This window comes from Stenotrophomonas sp. FW305-3-2-15-E-LB1 (assembly GCF_058787375.1).
Map to the genome: position 1 here is coordinate 278,695 of NZ_JBYSZR010000002.1, position 21,749 is coordinate 300,443.

Annotated in this window: 20 protein-coding genes; 17 read left to right on the forward strand and 3 right to left on the reverse strand. The window is 68.3% G+C overall.

Annotated elements, in window-relative coordinates; all coding sequences use genetic code 11:
- The first annotated feature begins 244 nt into the window (after positions 1-244).
- Genes AC3WL7_RS02990 through AC3WL7_RS03000 form a run of 3 tightly spaced genes read left to right on the forward strand, consistent with a single transcriptional unit; the run spans position 245 to position 5,344 of the window.
- Positions 245-2,482, forward strand: a complete 2,238-nt coding sequence (locus AC3WL7_RS02990) for an ATP-binding protein (protein WP_492749258.1) — start codon at positions 245-247, stop codon at positions 2,480-2,482.
- Complete coding sequence (locus AC3WL7_RS02995) at positions 2,479-2,946, forward strand: response regulator (protein ID WP_492749259.1); 468 nt, start codon at positions 2,479-2,481, stop codon at positions 2,944-2,946. The genes AC3WL7_RS02990 and AC3WL7_RS02995 overlap by 4 nt, the downstream gene beginning before the upstream one ends.
- Complete coding sequence (locus AC3WL7_RS03000; protein WP_492749260.1) at positions 2,939-5,344, forward strand: response regulator; 2,406 nt, start codon at positions 2,939-2,941, stop codon at positions 5,342-5,344. The genes AC3WL7_RS02995 and AC3WL7_RS03000 overlap by 8 nt, the downstream gene beginning before the upstream one ends.
- Here the strand turns inward: AC3WL7_RS03000 and AC3WL7_RS03005 are convergent.
- The 3 genes from AC3WL7_RS03005 to AC3WL7_RS03015 are packed head-to-tail and all read right to left on the reverse strand — an operon-like array spanning position 5,310 to position 7,319.
- Entirely contained in the window at positions 5,310-5,996 is a 687-nt protein-coding gene (locus tag AC3WL7_RS03005; RefSeq protein ID WP_492749261.1) for an NAD(P)H-binding protein, read from the reverse strand. The genes AC3WL7_RS03000 and AC3WL7_RS03005 overlap by 35 nt on opposite strands.
- A 19-nt stretch (positions 5,997-6,015) precedes the next feature.
- The gene (locus tag AC3WL7_RS03010) at positions 6,016-6,699 is read right to left on the reverse strand and encodes a ChrR family anti-sigma-E factor (protein ID WP_492749262.1); all 684 of its coding nucleotides are present in this window, start codon (positions 6,697-6,699) and stop codon (positions 6,016-6,018) included.
- Positions 6,696-7,319, reverse strand: coding sequence for a sigma-70 family RNA polymerase sigma factor (locus AC3WL7_RS03015; RefSeq protein WP_108746753.1), 624 nt, complete (start codon positions 7,317-7,319; stop codon positions 6,696-6,698). Before AC3WL7_RS03015 ends, AC3WL7_RS03010 begins: the two co-directional genes overlap by 4 nt.
- Before the next feature lie 135 nt (positions 7,320-7,454).
- Here AC3WL7_RS03015 and AC3WL7_RS03020 point away from each other — a divergent pair, with 135 nt between their 5' ends.
- The 14 genes from AC3WL7_RS03020 (at position 7,455) to AC3WL7_RS03085 (ending at position 21,731) form a co-directional block, all read left to right on the forward strand.
- Positions 7,455-8,222, forward strand: a complete 768-nt coding sequence (locus AC3WL7_RS03020; RefSeq protein ID WP_492749263.1) for a hypothetical protein — start codon at positions 7,455-7,457, stop codon at positions 8,220-8,222.
- Positions 8,223-8,305: 83 nt separating this feature from the next.
- The gene (locus tag AC3WL7_RS03025) at positions 8,306-9,259 is read left to right on the forward strand and encodes an acyl-CoA desaturase (RefSeq protein ID WP_492749264.1); all 954 of its coding nucleotides are present in this window, start codon (positions 8,306-8,308) and stop codon (positions 9,257-9,259) included.
- 2 nt (positions 9,260-9,261) lie between these two features.
- Positions 9,262-10,539 (forward strand): NAD(P)/FAD-dependent oxidoreductase, encoded by a 1,278-nt coding sequence (locus AC3WL7_RS03030; RefSeq protein WP_492749265.1) that lies wholly within the window; start codon positions 9,262-9,264, stop codon positions 10,537-10,539.
- A complete protein-coding gene (locus AC3WL7_RS03035) occupies positions 10,536-11,303 on the forward strand; it encodes a DUF1365 domain-containing protein (RefSeq protein WP_492749266.1) in 768 nt (255 codons plus the stop codon). The genes AC3WL7_RS03030 and AC3WL7_RS03035 overlap by 4 nt, the downstream gene beginning before the upstream one ends.
- A complete protein-coding gene (locus AC3WL7_RS03040; RefSeq protein ID WP_492749267.1) occupies positions 11,300-12,559 on the forward strand; it encodes a class I SAM-dependent methyltransferase in 1,260 nt (419 codons plus the stop codon). Before AC3WL7_RS03035 ends, AC3WL7_RS03040 begins: the two co-directional genes overlap by 4 nt.
- Position 12,560: 1 nt before the next feature.
- Positions 12,561-13,121: a DUF2878 domain-containing protein gene (locus tag AC3WL7_RS03045; RefSeq protein WP_492749268.1), complete on the forward strand. Its 561-nt coding sequence runs from the start codon at positions 12,561-12,563 to the stop codon at positions 13,119-13,121.
- Positions 13,118-13,909, forward strand: coding sequence for a DUF1295 domain-containing protein (locus AC3WL7_RS03050; RefSeq protein ID WP_492749269.1), 792 nt, complete (start codon positions 13,118-13,120; stop codon positions 13,907-13,909). The genes AC3WL7_RS03045 and AC3WL7_RS03050 overlap by 4 nt, the downstream gene beginning before the upstream one ends.
- Positions 13,906-14,979, forward strand: coding sequence for a cyclopropane-fatty-acyl-phospholipid synthase family protein (locus AC3WL7_RS03055; protein ID WP_492749270.1), 1,074 nt, complete (start codon positions 13,906-13,908; stop codon positions 14,977-14,979). The genes AC3WL7_RS03050 and AC3WL7_RS03055 overlap by 4 nt, the downstream gene beginning before the upstream one ends.
- Before the next feature lie 12 nt (positions 14,980-14,991).
- Entirely contained in the window at positions 14,992-15,525 is a 534-nt protein-coding gene (locus tag AC3WL7_RS03060) for a lipocalin family protein (protein ID WP_492749271.1), read from the forward strand.
- Positions 15,526-15,598: 73 nt separating this feature from the next.
- Positions 15,599-15,862, forward strand: coding sequence for a CD225/dispanin family protein (locus tag AC3WL7_RS03065; RefSeq protein ID WP_312735194.1), 264 nt, complete (start codon positions 15,599-15,601; stop codon positions 15,860-15,862).
- A gap of 175 nt (positions 15,863-16,037) precedes the next feature.
- A complete protein-coding gene (locus AC3WL7_RS03070; protein WP_492749272.1) occupies positions 16,038-17,177 on the forward strand; it encodes an SPFH domain-containing protein in 1,140 nt (379 codons plus the stop codon).
- Between the two features lie 21 nt (positions 17,178-17,198).
- Positions 17,199-18,551: a TFIIB-type zinc ribbon-containing protein gene (locus AC3WL7_RS03075; RefSeq protein ID WP_492749273.1), complete on the forward strand. Its 1,353-nt coding sequence runs from the start codon at positions 17,199-17,201 to the stop codon at positions 18,549-18,551.
- Complete coding sequence (locus tag AC3WL7_RS03080; RefSeq protein WP_492749274.1) at positions 18,548-18,808, forward strand: hypothetical protein; 261 nt, start codon at positions 18,548-18,550, stop codon at positions 18,806-18,808. Before AC3WL7_RS03075 ends, AC3WL7_RS03080 begins: the two co-directional genes overlap by 4 nt.
- A gap of 103 nt (positions 18,809-18,911) precedes the next feature.
- Entirely contained in the window at positions 18,912-21,731 is a 2,820-nt protein-coding gene (locus AC3WL7_RS03085; RefSeq protein ID WP_492749275.1) for a PAS domain-containing hybrid sensor histidine kinase/response regulator, read from the forward strand.
- Positions 21,732-21,749: the final 18 nt, after the last annotated feature.

A 21,749-nucleotide genomic window follows, 5' to 3' on the forward strand; every position in this document is an offset into this window, starting at 1 on the left:
CTAGGCAAGCGCGCGTGCAGCACGTGTGCAGCCCTGATGCAGGTTCCGCGAAAGCCCTCCCGTCGATGCAATGCGTGATCCTGAATTGTTCAGTGCCTTGCCCCTTCGTCTTCACATCAAAGAGTGGTATGCGAATCACGGTTTTTGCTTCACCATGTAGCGATGGCTTTTTCTTCCGACTCAGACGTGCGTCGTGGCGTGCATTGCGGCGCTGCCAACCTGCCCCGAATTGCGAGCGTTGCTGATGGCCTCTACTGAGATCGCGCAGGACGTCGCGCTGGATCTCTGCGCGCGGGAGCCCATCCACACGCCCGGGGCGATCCAGCCTTACGGCGTGCTGCTGGTGATCGACCCGGCATCCCTGGAGGTGCTTGAGCGCGCAGTGAGCGAACCCGCGCTGCTCGAGCGCTTCGGCGATCCGCTGGGGCAGGCGCTCGAGGCGGTCCTGGGCGGCGCATTGGCGGCCTGCGTCGAACCGGTCCGCCAGTTGGCGACGGACAGTTCGCTGCATCTGGGTTCCATCGATCTTGCGGAGCATGGCCGCCACCAGGTACTGGCCCACCGCTCGGCGCAGGCCGTGCTGCTGGAACTGGAATCGCCGGTTGCGGGCCAGCCGACCTCGCTTGAAGCGCTGTATCCCGCCATCCGGCAACTGATGGCGGCCATCGAGACAGCCAGCACGGTGGAGGCGCTGTGCCAGATCGCCGCCGAGCACATGCGCGCGATGACCGGCTTCGACCGCACCCTGGTGTACCAGTTCGACAGCGGCTGGAACGGCATCGTCATCGCCGAGGACGGCAACGGTGTCCTGCCCTCCTACCTCGACCTGCGCTTCCCGGAGTCGGACATCCCCGCACAGGCACGCGAGCTCTACCGCCGCAACCGCGTGCGCCTGATCGCCGATGCCAACTACAGCGCAGTGCCGCTGGTACGCGCCGCACGGCAGGCCGATGCAGCGCCGACCGACCTGAGCCTGTCGGTGCTGCGCAGCGTTTCGCCGGTGCACCTGCAGTACATGCGCAACATGGGCACCGGCTCATCCATGTCGGTCTCGCTGATCCACGAGGGCCAGCTCTGGGGCCTGGTGTCCTGCCACAGCGCGGACGCCCGCCGCCTGCCCTACCCGGTGCGCACCGCGTGCGAGTTCATGGGCCAGATCGTCTCGCTGCAGATTGCCTTGAAGGAACGGGCACGTGCGGTGGAAGAGCGCATCAACCGGCGCTCCGTGCTGGTGCGGCTGCTGGGGCGCATGGCCGGCGACGAGGAGTTCATGGCCGCGCTGCGGCAGGATCCGGCCAGCCTGATGTCGCTGACCAACGCGGCCGGCGCGGCGATCGTGCACAAGGGGGATTGCCTGCTGGTGGGCCAGTGCCCCAGCCGCCATGAAGTGCTGGACATCGCCCGCTGGCTGGCGACCGAGCACGCCGGCGACGAAGTCCATGCGACCGACCACCTCGCCAGCGTGTGGGCAGGGGGCGAGGCCCTCACCGACACGGCGAGTGGACTGCTGGCGGTGTCGATCTCGCAGCTGCACGACAGTTTCCTGATGTGGTTCCGCCCCGAAGTGGTGCGCACCGTGCGCTGGGGCGGCGACCCGCGCAAGACTGCGGCACCGGGGACGGTCCTGTCGCCACGACATTCCTTCGAGGCGTGGAAGGAGACCGTGCAGCAGCGCAGCCTGCCCTGGACCGATGCCGACCGCGATGCCGCGCATGAGATGCGCACCGCCATCGTCGACATCGTGCTGCGCAAGGCCGAAGAAATGGCCGAGCTCAACGAACAGCTCCTGCGCAGCAACAAGGAGCTGGAGGCCTTCTCGTATTCGGTCAGCCATGACCTGCGCGCACCGTTCCGCCATATCGTGGGCTATTCCGAGCTGCTCGGCAGTTCCGCCGCCGAGCGCCTGAACGCCACCGAGCGCCGCTTCCTGGACACCATCGTCGAATCGGCGAAGTCGGCCGGCACGCTGGTCGATGACCTGCTGAGCTTCTCGCAGATGGGCCGCTCGACGCTGGGGCGCATGCGCCTGGACATGGGCGCCCTGGTCAGCGATGTACGCCGCACCCTGGCCTTCGACCATGCCGGGCGCGAGGTCGAGTGGAAGGTCGGCGCGCTGCCGGTCATCGAGGCCGACCCGACGATGATGCGCCTGGTCTGGCAGAACCTGCTGTCCAATGCGGTCAAGTTCACCCGCGAACGCGAGCACGCCATCATCGAGGTCGGCTGCGAACGCACCGACGAGGAAGACATCTTCTTCGTCCGCGACAATGGCTGCGGTTTCGACATGCGCTACGTCGACAAGCTGTTCGGCGTGTTCCAGCGCCTGCACCACGTCGAGGAATTCGAAGGCACCGGCATCGGCCTGGCCAATGTGCGCCGCATCGTCGGCCGCCATGGCGGCCGCACCTGGGCCGAGGGCGTGCCCGGCAAGGGCGCCACGCTGTATTTCACCCTGCCCCATCAAAACGGAGAACACCCATGAGGGATCTGCGGCCCATCTTTCTGGTTGAAGACAGCCCCAAGGATGCCGAGCTGACGATGGCTGCGCTGGCGCGCTGCCAGTTGCTGAACGACGTCATCCACGTGCGCGACGGTGCTGAAGCGCTGGACTACCTGCGCTGCGAGGGCGCCTACGCCGGCACGCAGCATGGCGGCCCGGTGGTGGTGCTGCTCGACCTGAAACTGCCGAAGATCAATGGCCTGGAAGTGCTGGAGCAGGTGCGCAACGACGCGTCGCTCAGCAGTACGCCGGTGGTCATGCTCACCTCGTCCCGTGAGGAGCAGGACCTGGTGCGCAGCTACCAGCTGGGCGTGAATGCCTTCGTGGTCAAGCCGGTGGACTTCAAGGAGTTCTTCGACGCCATCCAGGGGCTCGGCATGTTCTGGGGCATCACCAACCAGCCGCCGCCGCACCCCTCGGCTGGCACAGGCCCCCGCGATGCGTGATGCCACGCGCCGCGCGTCGCACCTGCGCATCCTCATGCTGGAGGACAGCGCGCTCGATGCGGAGCTGATCACGGCGCAATTGCAGCGGGCCGGGCTGGATTTCGAGATCGAGCGCCTGTGGACCCGCGATGCCTTCATCGAAGCGATCGAGAGTGATCGTTTCGACGTCATCCTCGCCGACCACGTGCTGCCGGGCTTCGACGGCGATGCCGCGCTCGACCTGGCGCGCGAGCGCGCGCCGCAGATTCCCTTCATCTTCGTCTCCGGCACCCTGACCGAAGAACTGGCCGTGCAGGCGCTCACCCGCGGCGCGCGCGACTACGTGGTCAAGCAGCGCCTGCAACGGCTGCCCGATGCGATCCGCCGCGCCCGCCAGGAGGCCAGCGAGCGCAGCCAGCTGGCCCATGCCCGGGCCGCGCTGGACGAGAGCCAGGCGCAGCTGCAACAGATCACCGATGCGGTGCCGGCGCTGATCGCCCACCTCGACACTGACCACCGCTACCGCTTTGCCAACAAGGCGTTCCTTGACTGGCACGGTGCCGACCTGCAGGGCATCCTCGGCCGCACCGCTGCCGAGATCGGCGGAGAAGAGGCCTTTGCCAACGCCCTGCCCAGCCTGCAGCGGGTACTGGCCGGCGAGCGGGCCAGCTTCCAGACCACCCTGGTCCATCGCAGCGGCGAGTCACGTTTCGTGCAGATGGACTGCGTGCCCGAGCGCGCGGCCGATGGCAGCGTCACCGGCTATACCTGCCTGGGCAGCGACGTGTCCTCGCTGAAGCGTGCCGAGCTGGCGCTGCGTGAGGACAACGAGTCACTGGAGCGCCAGGTGCAGGCGCGTACGGCCGAACTGCAGGGCAGCAAGCGGCGCCTGCAGGCCATCTTCGAATCCAGCTTCCAGCACCAGGTCCTGCTCGACACGTCTGGCCGCATCGTCGATGCCAATGTTGCGTCTCTCGCTGCGGTACTGGCCGAGAAGGACGATGTCATCGGCCTGCCCTTCTGGGAGTCGCCGTGGTTCGCCGGCACCCCCGAGCTTGCGCGCATGGTCGAGCAGGCGGTGGGCGATGCCGCGCAGGGGCGCAGCGCCCTGCAGGCGATGGACCTTGAACTGCCGACCGGCCACCGCAGCTTTGATTTCTCCTTCCGCCCGCTGCAGGGTGCCGAGGGTGCGGTGAATGCAGTGGTTTCCGAGGCCGTGGAGACCACGGCCCGCATCCAGGCCGAGCATGCGCTGCGGCAGGCACAGAAGATCGAGGCGGTGGGCCAGCTCACCGGTGGGATCGCCCATGACTTCAACAACATCCTGACCGTGATCGCCGGCAACGTTGAACACGCGATGCTGCTGAACCAGCGCGACGGCCAGCCCGGCAACATGACTGCGCGTGCGCTGGACAACGCGCTGAAGGGTGTGGGTCGTGCGGCCAGCCTCACCCAGCGCCTGCTGGCCTTCGCCCGCAAGCAGCCGCTGCGCAGCCAGGCCGTCAATCTCAACGATGCCCTGCTGGGCATGCATGACATGCTGCAGCGGGCACTGGGCGAGCTGGTCCAGCTCGACATCCGCACCGCCGAGGGCCTCTGGTGTGTCGAACTCGACCTCAGCCAGCTCGAAGCCTCGGTGCTCAACCTGGCGGTGAACGCGCGCGACGCGATGTCCCACGGTGGGCGCCTGGTGGTGGAAGTGGACAACAGCCACCTCGACCACGACTATGCCTCGCTGTTCCCCGATGCAACGCCCGGCGAGTATGTGATGCTGCGCGTGCGCGACAACGGCCACGGCATGTCGGCTGATACGCTTGCCAAGGTCTTCGAGCCCTTCTTCACCACCAAGCAGGTGGGCCGCGGCACCGGCCTGGGTCTGTCGATGGTGCATGGCTTCGTCAAGCAGTCCGGTGGCCACGTCCTCATCGATTCGGTGGAGGGCGGCGGCACCAGCATCACCATGATGTTCCCGCGCTCGTCGCTGGCGCTGCCCTGTGAAACCGCCGTGGCGGCCACCGGGCTGGCCGGTGACGAGCCGCGCGAAGAAACCATCCTGGTCGCCGAAGACAACGACGACGTGCGTGCCTACACCGTCGAGGCGCTGCGCCAGCTGGGCTACCGGGTGCTGGAAGCGCACGACGGTCCGTCCGCACTGCGCCTGCTGGAACGCCCGGACGCGAAAATCGACCTGCTGTTCTCCGACATCGTGATGCCGGGCATGTCAGGCTGGGAACTGGGCCGGCAGGTACGCGAACGCTGGCCCAGCGTGGCTGTTCTGTTCACGTCCGGCTACCCGCGTGACCACGATGCGGTCGGCAGCAAGGGCCGCTCGGCGCCCCTGCTGTCAAAGCCATTCACCCGCAGCGATCTGGCGGAGTCAGTGGTCAGCGTCCTGAAGGCCCACGCGCCAGCCGGTTGATCTGCGCGCATTCCACCACCGCCGGCGGTGCCGGCATCCCGGCCAGCGCGATCATTGCCTGGCCGATGGCCCGGTTGCTGGTGGTCAGCGCGGGCAGCAGCCCTTCGGCCACCGCCATCAGCGGGCGGGCCAGCAGATAGAACGGCTTGAGCAGTGCGTGTCGCGTGCCCGTGCCGGATACCGGCCGCACGCCTGCCGGTCGCAGCATCACCGTGTGCACCGGAAGTTGCGCCAGCGCCCGCTCGGTCTCGCCCTTCACCCGCAGCGGCATGAGCCGGCTGCCCGGGTTGGCATGTGCACCGGACACATACAGAAAGCATCCATCCGGGTTCGCCGCCGCCCACGCCTCAGCAACGGCGCGGGTCACCTGCAGCGTCACTTCGCGGTACTCGGCCTCGGCCGTACCGACGGGCGGAGCACCGGCGCAATAGAAACAGGCATCGAATCCCGCAAGCGCATCGCCCAGGGTGGCGGCTTGCAGGAAGTCGGGCAGCACGATCTCATCGACGCTGCCCGCCGCGCTGCCCGGCCGCCGCACCAGCGCGGCCACCCGGGCCACATCGGCCGATTGCAGGCACGCCTGCAGCACGCCCTGGCCCACCAGCCCGGTGGCGCCTACCACCAGCACCCGCAGCGCATTGCCGTTGTCCATGGGCCCTCCTCCCAGCGTGCTACAGCTTGACGAACCGCTGGATCTTGCGCGCCAGCCAGCCACTGAACACCAGCGGGGCATCCAGCGCCGACACACAGATGCAGGGCACGCCGGGTGCGGTCACCGGCTGGTGCTCCACATCCTCATCCAGGTCGGCCACATCGCCCGGCGCGAACAGGCCCAGCGCATCATTGTAGGAACCGCGCAGGATCTGGGTAAGCTCGCTGCGGCCGTGGCTGTGCATCGGCAGGCACTTGCCCGGTGCGATTTTCAGCATGATCAGCGACGGCATTTCCGCGGAGCGGATGCAATGCACGCCCGGCGCGATCCAGCGCCAGCGCAGTTCCCCCAGCGAGCGCCCGAAGTACGGATGCAGCGAGGCCGGCAGGTGGTCCGCATTCACTTCAGGCCGCTCCACCGGCGGCGCGGCCGGCCGGGCGACGGCGACGGCAGCCGCCGCAGGCTCACTACGCTCCAGCTCGGCCAGCATGGCTGCACGCAGTGCCGGGCCGCGCCCGCTGACCACCATCGGCTGGGTCTGTTCAATCAGCGCCGCACCGATGGCCTCGGCCTCGCGCAGGCGCTGGCGGCAGTGCGGGCACTGCTCCAGGTGGGTACCGGCCACCACGCTGAGCGGCGCGGGCAACGCGCCGGCGGCGTAGCTCAGCAGGGTCGATTCATGCAGGTGGTGGTGCGGGTTCATGGCATGCCCCCCACCTTCGACTGCAGCTGCAGGAATGCCCGGCGCAGGTGCGATTTCACCGTACCCAGCGGCATCCCCAGCGCCTCGGAGATTTCACCGTGGCTCTTGGCTTCGAAATAGGACATGCGCACCAGCCGTGCCTGCACCGCCGGCAGTTCGTTGATGCGCTGGCGCAGCCTGGCCTGGTCAGCATAGTGCTCGGCACTGCTGTGCGACTGCGCATCACTGCTGGACGCCTCCTCCACCGCGGCCTGGACCTGCATCCAGCTGCGTTCATGGCGCACCCGGTCGATCTGCAGATTACGCGCGATGCGGTACAGCCAGGTGCTTAGCGCCCCCTGCGCCGCATCGTAATCGGCGGCGCGCAGCCACAGGCGCAGCAGGCACTCCTGGGCCAGTTCCTCGGCCACCGCCTCCGGCGCCCCCAGGCCACGCAGGTAGACGCACAGGCGCGGCATGAAGTGGTCATAGATGCGCATGAAACAGGCGCGGTCGCGCAGGCGCGCCACACCGTCCATGTCACCGGTCCAGTTCGTCGGCTCGTTGCTCGGCTGCTGGGAACTGGACACGATGCGCGCGGTATCGAAGTCGAAGGAAGGGCTGGCGGCGTCAGGGTACATCCGGGCGGCGATCAGGCAGGTGAAGGAGGTCTGTGTGCTGTACGCAGCAGAGGCCGGTTTGGATGCAGCCCGCCGCCGTGCATCCAACCCGGGCTGCCATGCGTATCTTCTGCAGGCCAACCGCCAGGACCCCTCATGCACACCGCCGGGCTGCTGCTGTACCTGTCCACCGTGGCCAGCGCCACGCCGATGCTGCGCACCGAAGGCATTGCCAACCTGGCCGACGGCACCCCCGCCTACCGCGAAGTGCACTGGCGGCGCGGGGCGCCCGAAGGCGCGCAGCGCTGGGTGCAGTACCTGTGCCCGGATGGCCGCCCGTTCGCCCGCAAGGAATTGCCGGGCACCGCGCAGCCACTGGCACGAGGTTACCTGCTGCAGGACGGGCGCAGCGGCCAGGCCGCACGCGTGGTGGTGGCCGGCACACAGGTCAGCATCGACTGGAAGGAAAGCGCGGCGGAGGCCGAACGCCAGGCGAGCGTGCCATTGCCCGCCGACGCGGTGATCGACACCGGCTTCGACGCGGCAGTGCGCGCGCATTGGCCGGCGTTGATGAAGGGCGAGCAGGTCCGCCTGCCCTTCCTGGTCCCGGGGCGGCAACGCTTCTACCCGGTCAGCGTGCGCCGGACCGGCGCACTCCACTGGCAGGGCATCCCCGCGCAGGCCATCGAGGTGCGCCTGGCGGCGTGGTACGGCGTGGTCGCCCCCCGGCTGTCGCTGGTGTATGCCGATGATGACCGCCGCCTGCTCGAGTTCCGCGGCACCAGCAACCTCCGCGATGCACGCGGCGCCTATCCGGCCGTCATTGTCCGCTTCGCCGCGCCCGCGTCGCCGCAGCCGCTGGCGCAATGGCAGCAGGCCTGGTCGCAGCCGCTGGTGGCGAGCTGCACCGTGAGCAGCAGGTGAAGCCGCACGCAATCCGCATTCACTGCATCCAATTGACGCCCTGCCACGTAGAGGTAGACAGACACGCCCTCGAGACCTCGCTCATGTCCGCAGCCGCGCCCCTTCCACGCCGACGTGAGCGACTGCTGCGCACCCTTCGACGCTGGTTCGATACGGAGGCCGCTGCAGCGCAGGCCGAACCGGCGCAGCGCGGCCGCATCGACTGGTTGCGCGCGGTGCCCTTCGTGCTGCTGCACGTGGCGTGCCTGGGCGTGATCTGGGTGGGGGTGTCGTGGACCGCAGTCGCGGTAGCACTGGCGCTGTATGCGGTGCGCATGTTCGCCATCACCGGGTTCTATCATCGCTACTTCTCGCATCGCACGTTCCACGCCTCGCGCCCGGTGCAGTTCGCGTTCGCGGTGATCGGCGCGGCCAGCGTGCAGCGCGGCCCGCTGTGGTGGGCCGCCCACCATCGCCACCACCATCGCCACGCCGACCAGCCGCAGGATCCGCATTCGCCGCGCGAAGGTGGCTTCTGGCGCAGCCACATGGGCTGGTTCCTGACCCGCGAGGCCTTCGCCACCGACCTGTCCCGCGTGCCCGATCTGGCCCGCTATCCCGAACTGCGCTGGCTGGACCGCTTCGATATCGCGGTACCGGTGCTGCTGGCCGCGGCCCTCTACGCCATCGGCGCCTTGCTGGAACGCGTCGCCCCCGGCCTGCACACCACCGGCCCACAGCTGCTGGTGTGGGGCTTCTTCATCTCCACCGTGGTGCTGTTCCATGCCACGGTCACCATCAATTCGCTGGCCCACCGCTTCGGCAGCCGCCGCTTCGACACCCGCGATGACAGCCGCAACAACCTCTGGCTGGCCCTGCTGACCTTTGGCGAAGGCTGGCACAACAACCACCACTTCTTCCCGGGGACGGCCCGCCAGGGCTTCCGCTGGTGGGAAGTGGACCTGACCTGGTACGGGCTGCGGCTGCTGGCCGCGGTGGGCCTGGTCAGTGGTCTCAAGCCGATTCCCGAGTGGGTGCTGGCCAAGGCGAAGGACTGAGCATGCGCATCGCGGTCATCGGTTCGGGCATTGCAGGGCTGGCCAGCGCGTACTGGCTGGACGGCGAGCACGAAGTCACCCTGTACGAAGCCAACGACTACCTGGGCGGCCATACCCACACCCATCGGGTGGACGTGGACGGGCGCCCGCTGTCGGTGGATACCGGCTTCATCGTGTTCAACCCCCAGCACTATCCGCTGCTGACTGCCCTGTTCGACGAGCTGGGTGTGGCGTCACAGCCGACCACGATGAGTTTCTCGATGCACAGCGAGCGCAGCGGCGTGGAGTACAACGCCACCTCGCTGGATGGGCTGTTCTGCCAGCGCCGCAACCTGGCGTCGCCGCGGTTCTGGGGCATGCTGGCCGACCTGCGGCGCTTCTACCGCGATGCGCCGCTGCTGCTGGCCGACGCCGAGGGCCCGACGCTTGGCCAGTACCTGCGGCAGCAGCGTTACGGCGATGCGTTCGTGGAGGAACATCTGCTGCCGATGGCGTCGGCGCTGTGGTCTTCGCCAACGGCCACCGTGCTGGACTTCCCGGCACGCTACCTGGTCCAGTTCATGGCCAACCACCAGATGCTGCAGATGACCGGCCGCCCGCCGTGGCGCGTGGTCAAGGGTGGCTCGGCACGCTATGTGGATGCCCTGCGCAGCCGCTGGCGCGTGCATGAGCGGCTGGAAACCCCGGTCCGGGTGATCGAGCGCATGCCCTGGGGCGCGCGCGTGCACAGCGCCGCCGGCATCGAAGGCTTCGACGAGGTGATCCTGGCCTGCCACAGCGACCAGGCGCTGGCCCTGCTGGCCGATGCCGACCCGGTCGAGCACGCCGTGCTGGGCGCCATCCGTTACCAGGCCAACGAGGCGGTGCTGCACACCGACGCCTCGCTGCTGCCGCGCAACCGCAAGGCCTGGGCCGCCTGGAACGCGCACGTGCCGGCCGACCCGGACGCGCCGTGCACGGTCAGCTACTGCATGAACCTGCTGCAGGGCCTGCCCGGCGACACGCCGCTGGTGGTGACCCTCAACCGCAGCGATGCCATCGACCCCTCGAAGGTGCTGCGCCGCCTGCATTACGCGCACCCGGTGCACGACCATGCTGCGGTACGCGCGCAGCAGCGCTGGGGCGAGATCCAGGGCCATCGCCATACCTGGTTCGCCGGCGCCTACTGGGGCTGGGGCTTCCATGAGGACGGCATCGCCAGTGCGCGGCGCACGGTCGACGCGCTGCGCTCCCGCACCGGCATCGCATCGCCGCTGCGCCCGACCGAGATCACCGCATGACCGCCAGTGCGCTCTACTTCGGCCATGTGCAGCACCGGCGGCACCACCCGCATGCGCACGCGTTCCGCTATCCCGTCGCGCAGCTGCTGCTTGACCTGGACGAACTGGACCAGGTCTTCGCCGGACGCTGGCTGTGGTCGGTCAACCGCCGCAACCTGGCCGAATTCCGCCGCAGTGATTACCTGGGTGCCGCCGGGGTGCCGCTGGCCGATGCCGTGCGCGATCACGCCGCCACCGTGCTGGGCCGCCGTCCCGCCGGCCCGGTGCGCCTGCTGGCGCATCTGCGCTTTGGCGGCCACGTGTTCAATCCGGTCAGCTTCTACTACTGCTACCAGGCAGACGGCAGCACGCTGGACTGCATCGTCGCCGACATCACCAACACCCCGTGGAAGGAACGGCATGCCTACGTGCTGCCGGTCGAGCAGGCCCAGCACGAAGGCGCCAGCCTGCGCTGGCAGTTCGACAAGTGCTTCCACGTCTCGCCCTTCATGCCGATGGACTGCCGCTACGACTGGCGCTTCAGCGCACCGGGCGACGCGCTGCGCGTGCACATGCAGGTCTGGCGCGACGGGGTCCGCCAGTTTGACGCCACCCAGTCGATGCAGCGCCGCCCGCTGGATGGCCGTGGCCTGGCCCGGGTGCTGCTGGCCTACCCGCTGATGACCGTGCAGGTGGTGGCGGCCATCCACTGGCAGGCGCTGCGCCTGTGGATGAAGCGCAACCCCGTGCACGACCACCCTTCCCTTGCCGAGAAACCGCGATGAACAACCTGACGCCTTCGGTGGCCCTGCCCCGCGCCGGCGCACTGGATGCCTTCCTGCGCCGCCGCCTGCTGGCGCAGCTCGCCCCGTTGCGGGACGGCCAGCTGCGCGTGCGCGATGCCTTCGGCGAGGTGCTGCTGGGCAATGGCCACGGCCCGCTGCAGGCCACGGTCACCATCGACGACCCAGCGTTCTACCGCAAGGTGGCCGCGCAGGGCAGCGTCGGTGCCGGCGAGAGCTACATCCATGGTGATTGGCGCTGCGACGACCTGGTGGCACTGGTGCGCCTGCTGGTGCGCAACCGCGATCTGCTCGATGGCATGGAGCGCGGCCCCGCACGCGCGGCCGGCTGGCTGCTGCGTGGCTGGAACCGCCTGCGCCGCAACAGCCGCGAGGGCAGCCGTCGCAACATCGCCGCGCACTACGACCTGGGCAACGATTTCTTCGCCCTGTTCCTGTCGCCGGACCTGATGTACTCCTCGGCGTTGTACGCGCAGGCCGACGAGTCGCTGGAGGTGGCCTCGACCCGCAAGCTGGACCGCATCTGCCAGCAGCTGCGCCTGCAGCCGGGCGACCGCGTGGTGGAGATCGGCACCGGCTGGGGCGGCTTCGCCGTGCATGCCGCACGCCACTACGGCTGCCACGTCACCACCACCACCATTTCCGCCGAACAGCATGCGCTGGCCGTGCAGCGCGTACAGGACGCCGGCCTGCAGGACCGCGTCAGCGTGCTGATGCAGGACTACCGCGACCTGCAGGGGCAGTTCGACAAGCTCGTCTCCATCGAGATGATCGAGGCCATCGGCGCCGAGTTCCTTGACACCTACATGGGCACCCTGCAGCGCCTGCTGAAGCCCGAGGGCGTGGCCCTGCTGCAGGCGATCACCATCGAAGACCACCGCTACGAGCAGGCCCGGCGCAGCGTCGACTACATCAAGCGCTTCGTCTTCCCCGGCAGCTTCATTCCCTCGATCAACGCGATCATGGCCGCCAAGACCCGGGCCAGTGACCTGCAGCTGGTGGCGCAACAGGATTTCGGCCACTCCTACGCCCTCACCCTGCGCGCCTGGCGGCAGCGCTTCCTGGCGCAGCGTGCCGCCGTGCAGGCACAGGGCTTCGACGAGCGCTTCTGCCGGCTGTGGGAGTTCTACCTGGCCTACTGCGAGGGCGGCTTCCTGGAGCGATCCATCGGCGTATCGCACCTGCTGCTGGCGCGCCCGGGCTATTGCACGGACGTGCCCGCAGGCGGCGAGGCCTGAGATGGGCCGCACGTGGGCCAACCTGCTCGGCAACCAGCTGGTCTGGCTGTGCGCAGTGGCGGGCGCGGGCCGTGGCTGGCAATGGCCGGCCCTGGTGGCGGCGTCGCTGTACATCGCCAGCCAGGTGCTCACCAGTCCTGTGCCGCGGCTGGAACTGCGCCTGCTGCTGCTTGCCCTCGCCTGCGCCTGGCTGGTGGATGGGGTTGCCGCCGCCAGCGGCGCGGTGCGTTATGCCGCCGCGCCCCTGGGCTGGGCGCCGCCGCCCTGGATCATGGCGCTGTGGGCGGCCTTCGCCATGACGCTGACGTGTTCGATGGCCTTCCTGCAGCGCCATCGCCTGCTGTCGGTGGCCTTCGGCCTGCTGCTGGCTCCGCTGGCCTACCTCTCGGCGGCACGCGGTTTCCAGGCGGTGCACTTTGCTGCGCCCGCCTGGCACGGCGTGCTGCTGCTGGGAGTGGGCTGGAGCATCGCGCTGCCGCTGCTGTGCGCACTGGCACGGCGCGGCACCGGCAACACCGGCATGAATGCACACGGAAACGCTCACAAGGGAGCACGCGCATGAACCTGCTTGGCTGGGTGCTGCTCTACGCGGTGCTGGTGATGTGCTGGGGCTGGGCCTGGCAGCGCCGCCACCACAACATCGGCGTGGTCGACGTGCTGTGGGCCAAGGGCGTGGCGGCCGGCGCACTGCTGCTGGCCTGGCTGGGCGATGGCGCGCTGCAGCCGCGCATCGCACTGGCCGTGCTGGGTGGCCTGTGGGGCAGCCGGCTCGCCCTGCACCTCTGGCACCGCGTGCGCAGTGAAGACGAGGATGGCCGCTACCGCTACCTGCGCGGGCACTGGAACGGCCACCAGGGAAAGATCTTCGGGTTCTTCATGGCCCAGGCCCTGCTGGTGGTGCTGTTCGCGCTGCCGTTCCTGGCGGTTGCGCGCAATCCGTCCACCGGCCACGCCGCGTGGATCGCGGCCGCCGTGGCGGTGTGGCTGCTCAGCGTCGGCGGCGAAGCACTGGCCGATCGCCAGCTCGCGCGCTTCCGCGCCAATCCGGCCAACAAGGGCCGCACCTGTCGGCAGGGGCTGTGGCGTTACTCGCGCCACCCGAACTACTTCTTCGAATGGCTGCACTGGTTTACCTACGTGCTGCTCGCCGTTGGCTCGCCGCTGTGGTGGCTGGCCTGGTCCGGCCCGGTGGTGATGTACCTGTTCCTGCGTTACCTCAGCGGCGTGCCCTTCACCGAGAAGCAGGCCCTGCGCAGCCGCGGCGAGGACTACCGCGACTACCAGCGCAGCACGTCGATGTTCTTCCCGTGGTTCTCCCGCACCTCCCCTTCCCAGGACCGCACACCATGAACGCTGCCAGCACGCTGCACCCCCCCGTCCAGATCGAAGGCGGCCTGACCGGCTGGGCCGAGCGCGGCTGGATCCCGGATGTCGCCCTGCGGGCCGGCATCCGCCGCCAGTGCGCGCAGCGCCTGCAGGAGGAAACCGAGGGCGGCCTTGCCGCGCAGTCGGTGCGCTTCCAGCGCCGCATTGCCGACCTCGCCGGCAGCCCGCTGGCCCTGCACGTCGATGCGGCCAACCGCCAGCACTACGAGGTGCCGGCCGCGTTCTTCCAGGCCTGCCTCGGCAAGCGACTGAAGTACAGCAGCTGCTATTACCGCACCGGTCACGAAACCCTGGACCAGGCCGAAGACGCGATGCTGGAGCTGTACGCGCAGCGTGCCGGCCTGCGCGACGGGCAGGACATCCTCGAGCTGGGGTGTGGCTGGGGCTCGCTGACCCTTTGGATGGCCGAACGCTATCCCAATGCGCGCATCACCGCGGTCTCCAATTCGCACAGCCAGCGCGAGCACATCCTCGGCCAGTGCCAGGCGCGCGGCCTGCACAACGTCGAGGTACTTACCCGCGACGTCAACCTGCTGGAACTGCCGGCAGCGCGATTCGACCGGTGCGTGTCGGTGGAGATGTTCGAGCACGTGCGCAACTATCAGCAGCTGCTGCAGCGCATCGCCGGCTGGCTGCGCCCGGACGGCGCGCTGTTCGTGCACATTTTCGCCCACCGCACGCTGATGTATCCGTTCGAGACGGAAGGCGATGACAACTGGATGGGGAGGCACTTCTTCACCGGCGGCCTGATGCCGGCCGCCGACACCCTGCTGCACTTCCAGCAGCACCTGCAGCTGGACCAGCGCTGGCTGCTGGATGGCACCCATTACGAGCGTACCGCCAACCACTGGCTGGACAACCAGGACGCGGCGCGCGGATCGCTGATGCCCATCCTGCAGGCCACCTACGGCGAGGCCGCGGCGCGCATCTGGTGGCAGCGCTGGCGCATGTTCTGGATGGCCTGCGCCGAACTGTTCGGCTATGACGATGGCCAGCAGTGGCTGGTCGCCCACTACCTGTTCCGCCCACGCTGAAGGAGCCATGCCATGCGCACCCTGCCCCTGATTTCGTTGCTGGCCGTGGCCCTGTTCGGCGCCGGCTGCAGCAGCCAGGACACCCGGCCGCTACCCCGTGCGGCATCCGTGGACGTGCCGCGCTTCATGGGTGACTGGTACGTGATCGCCCACATCCCGTCCTGGCCCGAGCGCGAAGCCTTTGATGCGGTGGAAAGCTACGCCCTGCAGCCCGATGGGCGCATCCGCACCACGTTCACCTACCGCAAGGGCAGCTTCGATGCGCCCTTCAAGAGCATGCATCCGGTTGGCCGGGTCGAGAAGGAAGGTGCCGGCGCGGTCTGGGGCATGCAGTTCGTCTGGCCCATCCAGGCCGAATACATCATTGCCTGGCTGGACGAGGGTTATCAGCAGACCATCGTCGGCCGCAGCAAGCGCGACTACGTCTGGTACATGGCCCGCACCCCGCAGGTTTCGCCAGAGGACTACCAGGCGGCGGTCGACCGTATCGCCGCGATGGGCTATGACACGAGCAAACTGCGACGGGTGCCGCAATCGGTGCGCTGATCGCCACAGCGCCCTGTGCGGCGACGATGGGGCTGCGGCATAATCCCGCCCCCATCAAGGAGAAATCGTTTTCATGGAGATCGCAGCACCCGCCGTTCCGCCCAAGGACTACCTGTTCCTGGCCGTCCTGAGCATCTTCTGTGGCTTCTGGCCGTTCGGCATCGTCGCCACTGTCTATGCCAACAAGACCTCGTCACTGAACGCCACCGGCCAGACCGGCCCGGCGTCCATCACCTCGCGCAAGGCACTGCGCTGGATGATCGCGTCGTTCGTGACGCTGCCGGCCCTGCTGGTCGTGCTCATCGGCTACGGGCTGATCACTCGCGCCATGGCGTAAGCGCTCCGGGCGGGCACGGGCAACCGCCTGTCCCGCCCTTTCCTGCCGGTTTTGTCTGGCATGTCGTGCATGAATGCGCGCCTGCGGCACCGGTGGCGAGGCACCGCCCCGCTCCTCTATAGTCAGCCGAGCACGACAGGCGCGGTGCCTGTCCGGTAACCACAGGGAGCAGGTCATGGGTCTGGTACAGGCGGTCAAGGGTGCAGTGGGCGGTGTTCTGGCCGACCAGTGGAAGGACTTCTACACCGTGCCGACGGGCCTGCCATCGACGGCGGCGCTGTTCGCGGCCGTGCCGAACGGCACCAACGCCGGGCGCGGCTCCAACACCAGCGGCTCGTCCAACATCATCAGCAACGGCTCGAAGATCATCGTGCCTGAAGGCTACGGCCTGCTGCTGTTCCAGGACGGCGCCCTCACCGCCTTCGTGGCCGAAGCCGGTGGTTACGAATGGCGTTCGGACGACCTCAATTCGCAGTCGATCTTCGCCGGCGATGGCCTGGTCAGCACCTTCATCAAGCAGAGCTGGGAACGCTTCAAGTTCGGTGGCCAGCCGGGCTCGCAGCAGGCCGCGTTCTTCGTCTCGCTGAAGGAACTGCCCGACAACCGGTTCGGCACCCAGTCTGAAATCTACTGGGACGATGGCTTCCTCAACACCCAGGTCGGCGCGGTCACCCGTGGCTCGTACACGCTGAAGATCGTCGATCCCATCCTGTTCGTGAAGAACTTCGTGCCGGCCAGCTACCTGCGTCCGGGCCAGGTGTTCGACTTCACCGACATGGACAATGCCGCCGCGACCCAGCTGTTCAATGAAGTGGTGGGTTCGCTGGCACCGGCGTTCAGCCTGTATACGAACGACCCGGCCAAGGGCAACCGCATCACCAAGCTGCAGCAGGATTCGATCGGCTTCGCCCACAGCCTGTCGGCCGCGGTCGAGCAGGCTTACCAGTGGCAGTCCGACCGTGGCCTGGCCATCGTCAAGACCGCCATCGTTTCCATCGAGTACGACGCCAATACCCGTGAACTGCTGAAGACCGTGCAGCGCGCCGATGCGCTGTCCGGTTCGCGCGGCAATTCCAACCTGCAGGCCAGTGTCGCCCAGGGCATCCAGTCGGCCGGCGAGAACGGCGGCGCGGCAGGCCTGGTCGGTGTCGGCATGGCGTCGGGCATGTTCGGCGCGGGCAACCTGCAGCAGCCCGCTGCACCGGCGGCCGATGATCCGGTGGCCAAGCTGAAGAAGGCCAAGGAAATGCTGGACCTGGGCCTGATCACGCAGGACGACTACGACGCGCTGAAGGCCAAGGCGCTGGGCCTGTAAGACGCAGGGCGCGCAGACACCATGTCCGACCCCAGAAACGGCCCTCCGCCGCTGCCCCAGGCCGATCCCGCTTCGCCCGCGCCCCTGCCGGCGGCGAAGCTGGACGGCCCGGGTTCGCCGCAGGACGTCCCGCCCCTGCCCGGCAGCTTCCCGCTGGATACCAGCACGCTGCCGCAGGCCATCCGTGATGACGTCGAGGCCCCCGATCCGCTGGCCATCGACACCTCCGCCAGCGAGCTGAAGGACGGCCTGAACCGCTGCCCGAAGTGCGGCGCCACCGACATCCGCCCCAAGCTTGGCACCGACATCCTGGTCTGCCTCTACTGCCGCCACGAGTGGCACGGTGCGCGGGTCGAGGAGGAATTCGGGCTGGGTGAAGCGCTGGACCAGCTGCAGGGCACCGTCATCGCCTCCGGCGCGCGCAACATCGACGCCGACACCTCTGCGTTGATGACCTTCAAGTGCAGCGGCTGCGGCGCCGAGGTCACCGTCAACACCGAGAGCACGATGACCGCACGCTGCCACTGGTGCCGCCACGTGTTCGGCGTGAACGAGCAGATCAGCAACGGTGCCGTCCCCGATGCCGTGTTGCCCTTCCACATCAAGAAGGACGACGCCGTCGCGCGGATCCGCCAGTTCGTCGACAAGCGGCGGATGTTCGCGCTGAAGGCGTTCAAGGACCAGTTCACCCCGGAAAACGTGGTGGGCGTGTACCTGCCTTACATGATCGTGGACAGCAACGTCAGCGCGGCCGTGGCCGGCAAGGGCGAGATCAAGACCCGCGAATACACCCGCGGTACCGAGAAGAACAAGCAGACCTACTACGACGCGGACATCTACCAGGTCGAGCGCCAGGTCGATTTCACCGTCGACGACCTGCCGCTGGAATCCTCGGCCGAGCGCGGCAATCTCGACACGCAGACCAATACCAACAACATCATCAACACCATCCTGCCGTTCGACACCAAGAACGCGGTGAAATGGAACGCGTCGTACCTGGCGGGCTTCACCTCGGAGAAGCGCAACCTGGATGTCGAGAAGCTGCGCCCGCGGCTGGAGGACCAGCTGCTGTCGATCGCCCGTGCCCAGGTCCAGGCCAGCGTGCGCCGCTACGACCGTGGCGTGCGCTGGGAACAGGAACAGCTGGACGTGCATGGCACCCGCTGGGTGTCGATGTACCTGCCGGTATGGCTGTACTCCTACCACCAGCCCGGCGCCAACGGCGGCATGCTGCACTACATCGCGGTGAACGGCCGTACCGGCGAAACCATGGGCAGCGTGCCGGTGCAGCAGTGGAAGATGCTGCTGGCCGCCCTGGCCACCGGCACGGTCATCGAAGCCCTCGCAATTGCCTTCCTGGTGGCGACAACATGAGTGACGACAGTGGTCTCTGGTTGCTGGCGGCCGGTCCGGCCGGTGCTACGGCGCTGTACTGGGCGCTGTACCGCTATTACCGCAACACCGACAAATCGCATTCGTTCGAACGCGAAACCGAGATCGACGCCAAGCCGGTCACCGGCTCGGACCGACGCGTGGATTCGATCACCGGCACGCAGGAACGGCGCGTGCGCGGTGACAACGTCTACGAGTACCGCAAACGGGTGATGCGGGTGAAGCCCGGCGGCAGTTGAGCCGGCACCACACTCCCGTGACGGGCGACTGATCTAGACTGGCGGCCCTTGATCTGCCTGCCGCTGACTGCGGCAGGCAGTGCCCCGTCGCTCGAGATCGTCCGTGAACCAGCCTCCCGCTTCCCTGCCCCAAGCCGCCCATGCCACCGAGAGCGTGAACATGGCGCTGGCTGCAGGCGCCATCGTCGGCACCTGGTTCTGGGATGTTCCGCGCGACCAGCTGACCGTGGACGAAGCGCTGGCGCGTGCGTTCGGCCTCGACCCGGCGCTGGCCCAGCGCAAGCTGCAGCTGCACGACGTGCTGGGCGCGGTCCATCCTGATGACCTGCCCGGCCTGGTGGCCGCCATCGAGCACGCGGTGCGCCACGGTGGCCGCTTCGCCCACCAGTACCGCACGCAGGGCCCTGATGGCCGATACCACTGGCTGGAAAGCATCGGCCGCGTCGATCTGGATGAGCACGGGCGGGCGAAAAGCTTTCCCGGCGTCCTGATCGATATCGATGAGCGCCTGCGGGTGCAGGCCGAGCGCGACCAGGCCCAGGCCCTGCTGCGTTCCTTCGTTGAAGCCGCGCCAGGCGTGATGTACGCCAAGGACCGCCAGGGCCGCCTGCTGATCGGCAACAGCGGCACCACTGAACTGATCGGGCGTACGCCCGCGGAGTATGTCGGGCGCACCGATGCCGAGCTGCTGGCCGACCCCGCGCAGGCCGCGGCGGTCATGGCGACCGATGAGCGGATCATGACCAGCGGACAAGGCGAGCAGCTCGAGGAAGAGATCAATTTCTCCGATGGACGCCGCGCGTGGTGGCTGTCGACCAAGGCGCCGCTGCGCAACGGCAATGGCGAGGTCATCGGCCTGGTCGGCACCTCGCTGGACATCACCGACCGCAAGTCCGCCGAGGCCGACCGCCTCGACCTCGAGGAACGCTACCGCCTGGCGGCACAGGCCACCAACGATGCGGTGTGGGACTGGCGCATGGTCGACGGCCACGTGGTCTGGAACGAAGCACTGTCCAGCCTGTTCGGGCACCCGATGATGGAGACCAGCGCGCAGTGGTGGCTGGACCACATTCATCCCGAAGACCGCGACCGCATCGACCGCAACATCCATGCCGTCATCGACGGCGATGGCACGACCTGGAACGGCGAGTACCGCTTCCGCCGCGCCGACGGCAGCTATGCCGCCGTGCTCGACCGTGGCGCGGTGCTGCGCGATGCCGATGGGCGGCCGCTGCGGATGATCGGTGCCATGCTCGACCTGTCCGGGCGCAAGGCCGCCGAAGCGGCACTGGCCGAAGGCGAGGAACGCCTGCGCCTGGCCACCGAGGCAGGTGAGCTTGGGCTGTGGGATCTCGACCTGGTACAGAACATCCTGCTCTGGCCCGCGCGCACGAAGGCGATGTTCGGCATTTCGTCCGATGCGGAGGTGACCTTCGATGACTTCCGCACCGGCCTGCACCCCGATGACCGTGCTGCGACGCTGGCGGCGCTCGAGGTCTCCGCCGATCCGCAGCGGCGCGCCAGCTACGACGTGGAGTACCGCACGGTCGGCAAGGAAGATGGCATCGTGCGCTGGGTCGCGGCCAAGGGCCGGGGCATCTTCGAGGCCGGGCGCTGCGTGCGCATGCTGGGCGTGGCCATCGACATCACCGCGCGCAAGGCCGCCGACGCGCGCCTGCGCGAGCTCAACGAGCAGCTCGAGGCGCGGGTGCGTGCCGAAGTGGCCGAGCGCATGCGGGTGGAGGATGCGCTGCGGCAGAGCCGCAAGATGGAAGCCGTCGGCCAGCTCAGTGGCGGCATCGCGCACGATTTCAACAACATGCTGGCCACGGTGATCGGCCCGCTGGACCTGCTGGCCCTGCGCATCGGCGACAGCGATGCCCGCGCGGTGCGCTACATCGAAATGGCCCTGGATGGCGCCCAGCGCGCTGCCCAGCTGACCCAGCGGCTGCTGGCGTTCTCGCGGCAGCAGCCGCTGCAGCCGGTTGCCCTGGACGTGAATCACCTGGTGGCGGGCATGACCGACCTGCTGGTCCACTCGCTCGGCAGCAGCGTCATCCTGGAGACCGTGCTGGGCGGCGGCCAGTGGTGGACGCACGCCGATGCCAACCAGCTGGAGAACGTCATCCTCAACCTGGCCGTGAACGCGCGTGACGCCATGCCGGGCGGTGGCCGCCTGCAGCTGCAGACCAGCAACTGCCAGATCGACCTGGCAGACGTGGCCGAGCACGGTGGCATTCCCACCGGCGATTATGTGCGCATCGCGGTGACCGACACCGGCAGCGGCATGCCGGCGGACGTGATGGCGCGCGCGTTCGATCCGTTCTTCACCACCAAGCCCGTCGGCCAGGGTACCGGCCTGGGGCTGTCGCAGGTCTACGGCTTCGTGCAGCAGTCCAACGGTCACGTCCGCCTGCAGTCCACGCCCGGCGCAGGCACCACCGTGGTCATCTACCTGCCGCGCCTGCTGGCCGAGGTGGACGCACTGCCACCGGCCGCGACCGTTGCAGCTCCGCTGTCGGGCGGTGGCGCGGAGCAGATCCTGGTCGTGGACGACGACGCGGCGGTGCGCGCGTTCTCGGTCGATGCGCTGTCCGAACTGGGCTACCAGGTGCTGTCGGCCGATGGCGCCGCCAGCGCCCTGCCCCTGCTGCAGGCGCATCCCAACATCGCCCTGCTGTTCACCGACGTGGTGATGCCCGGGGTCAACGGGCGGCAGCTGGCCGACCAGGCACTGGCGCGGCACCCGCACCTGAAGGTGCTGTTCGCCACCGGCAACAGCCGCAATGCGCTCGTTGACGATGGCGTGCTCGACGCGAACGTGCAGTTGATCGGCAAGCCCTTCACCATCGGCGAACTGGCCACGCGGGTGCGCGCGGTGCTGTCATCATCTGGCCATCCACCCTCACAGCAAGCAAGCTGAACGGGTAACAGGGCGGAG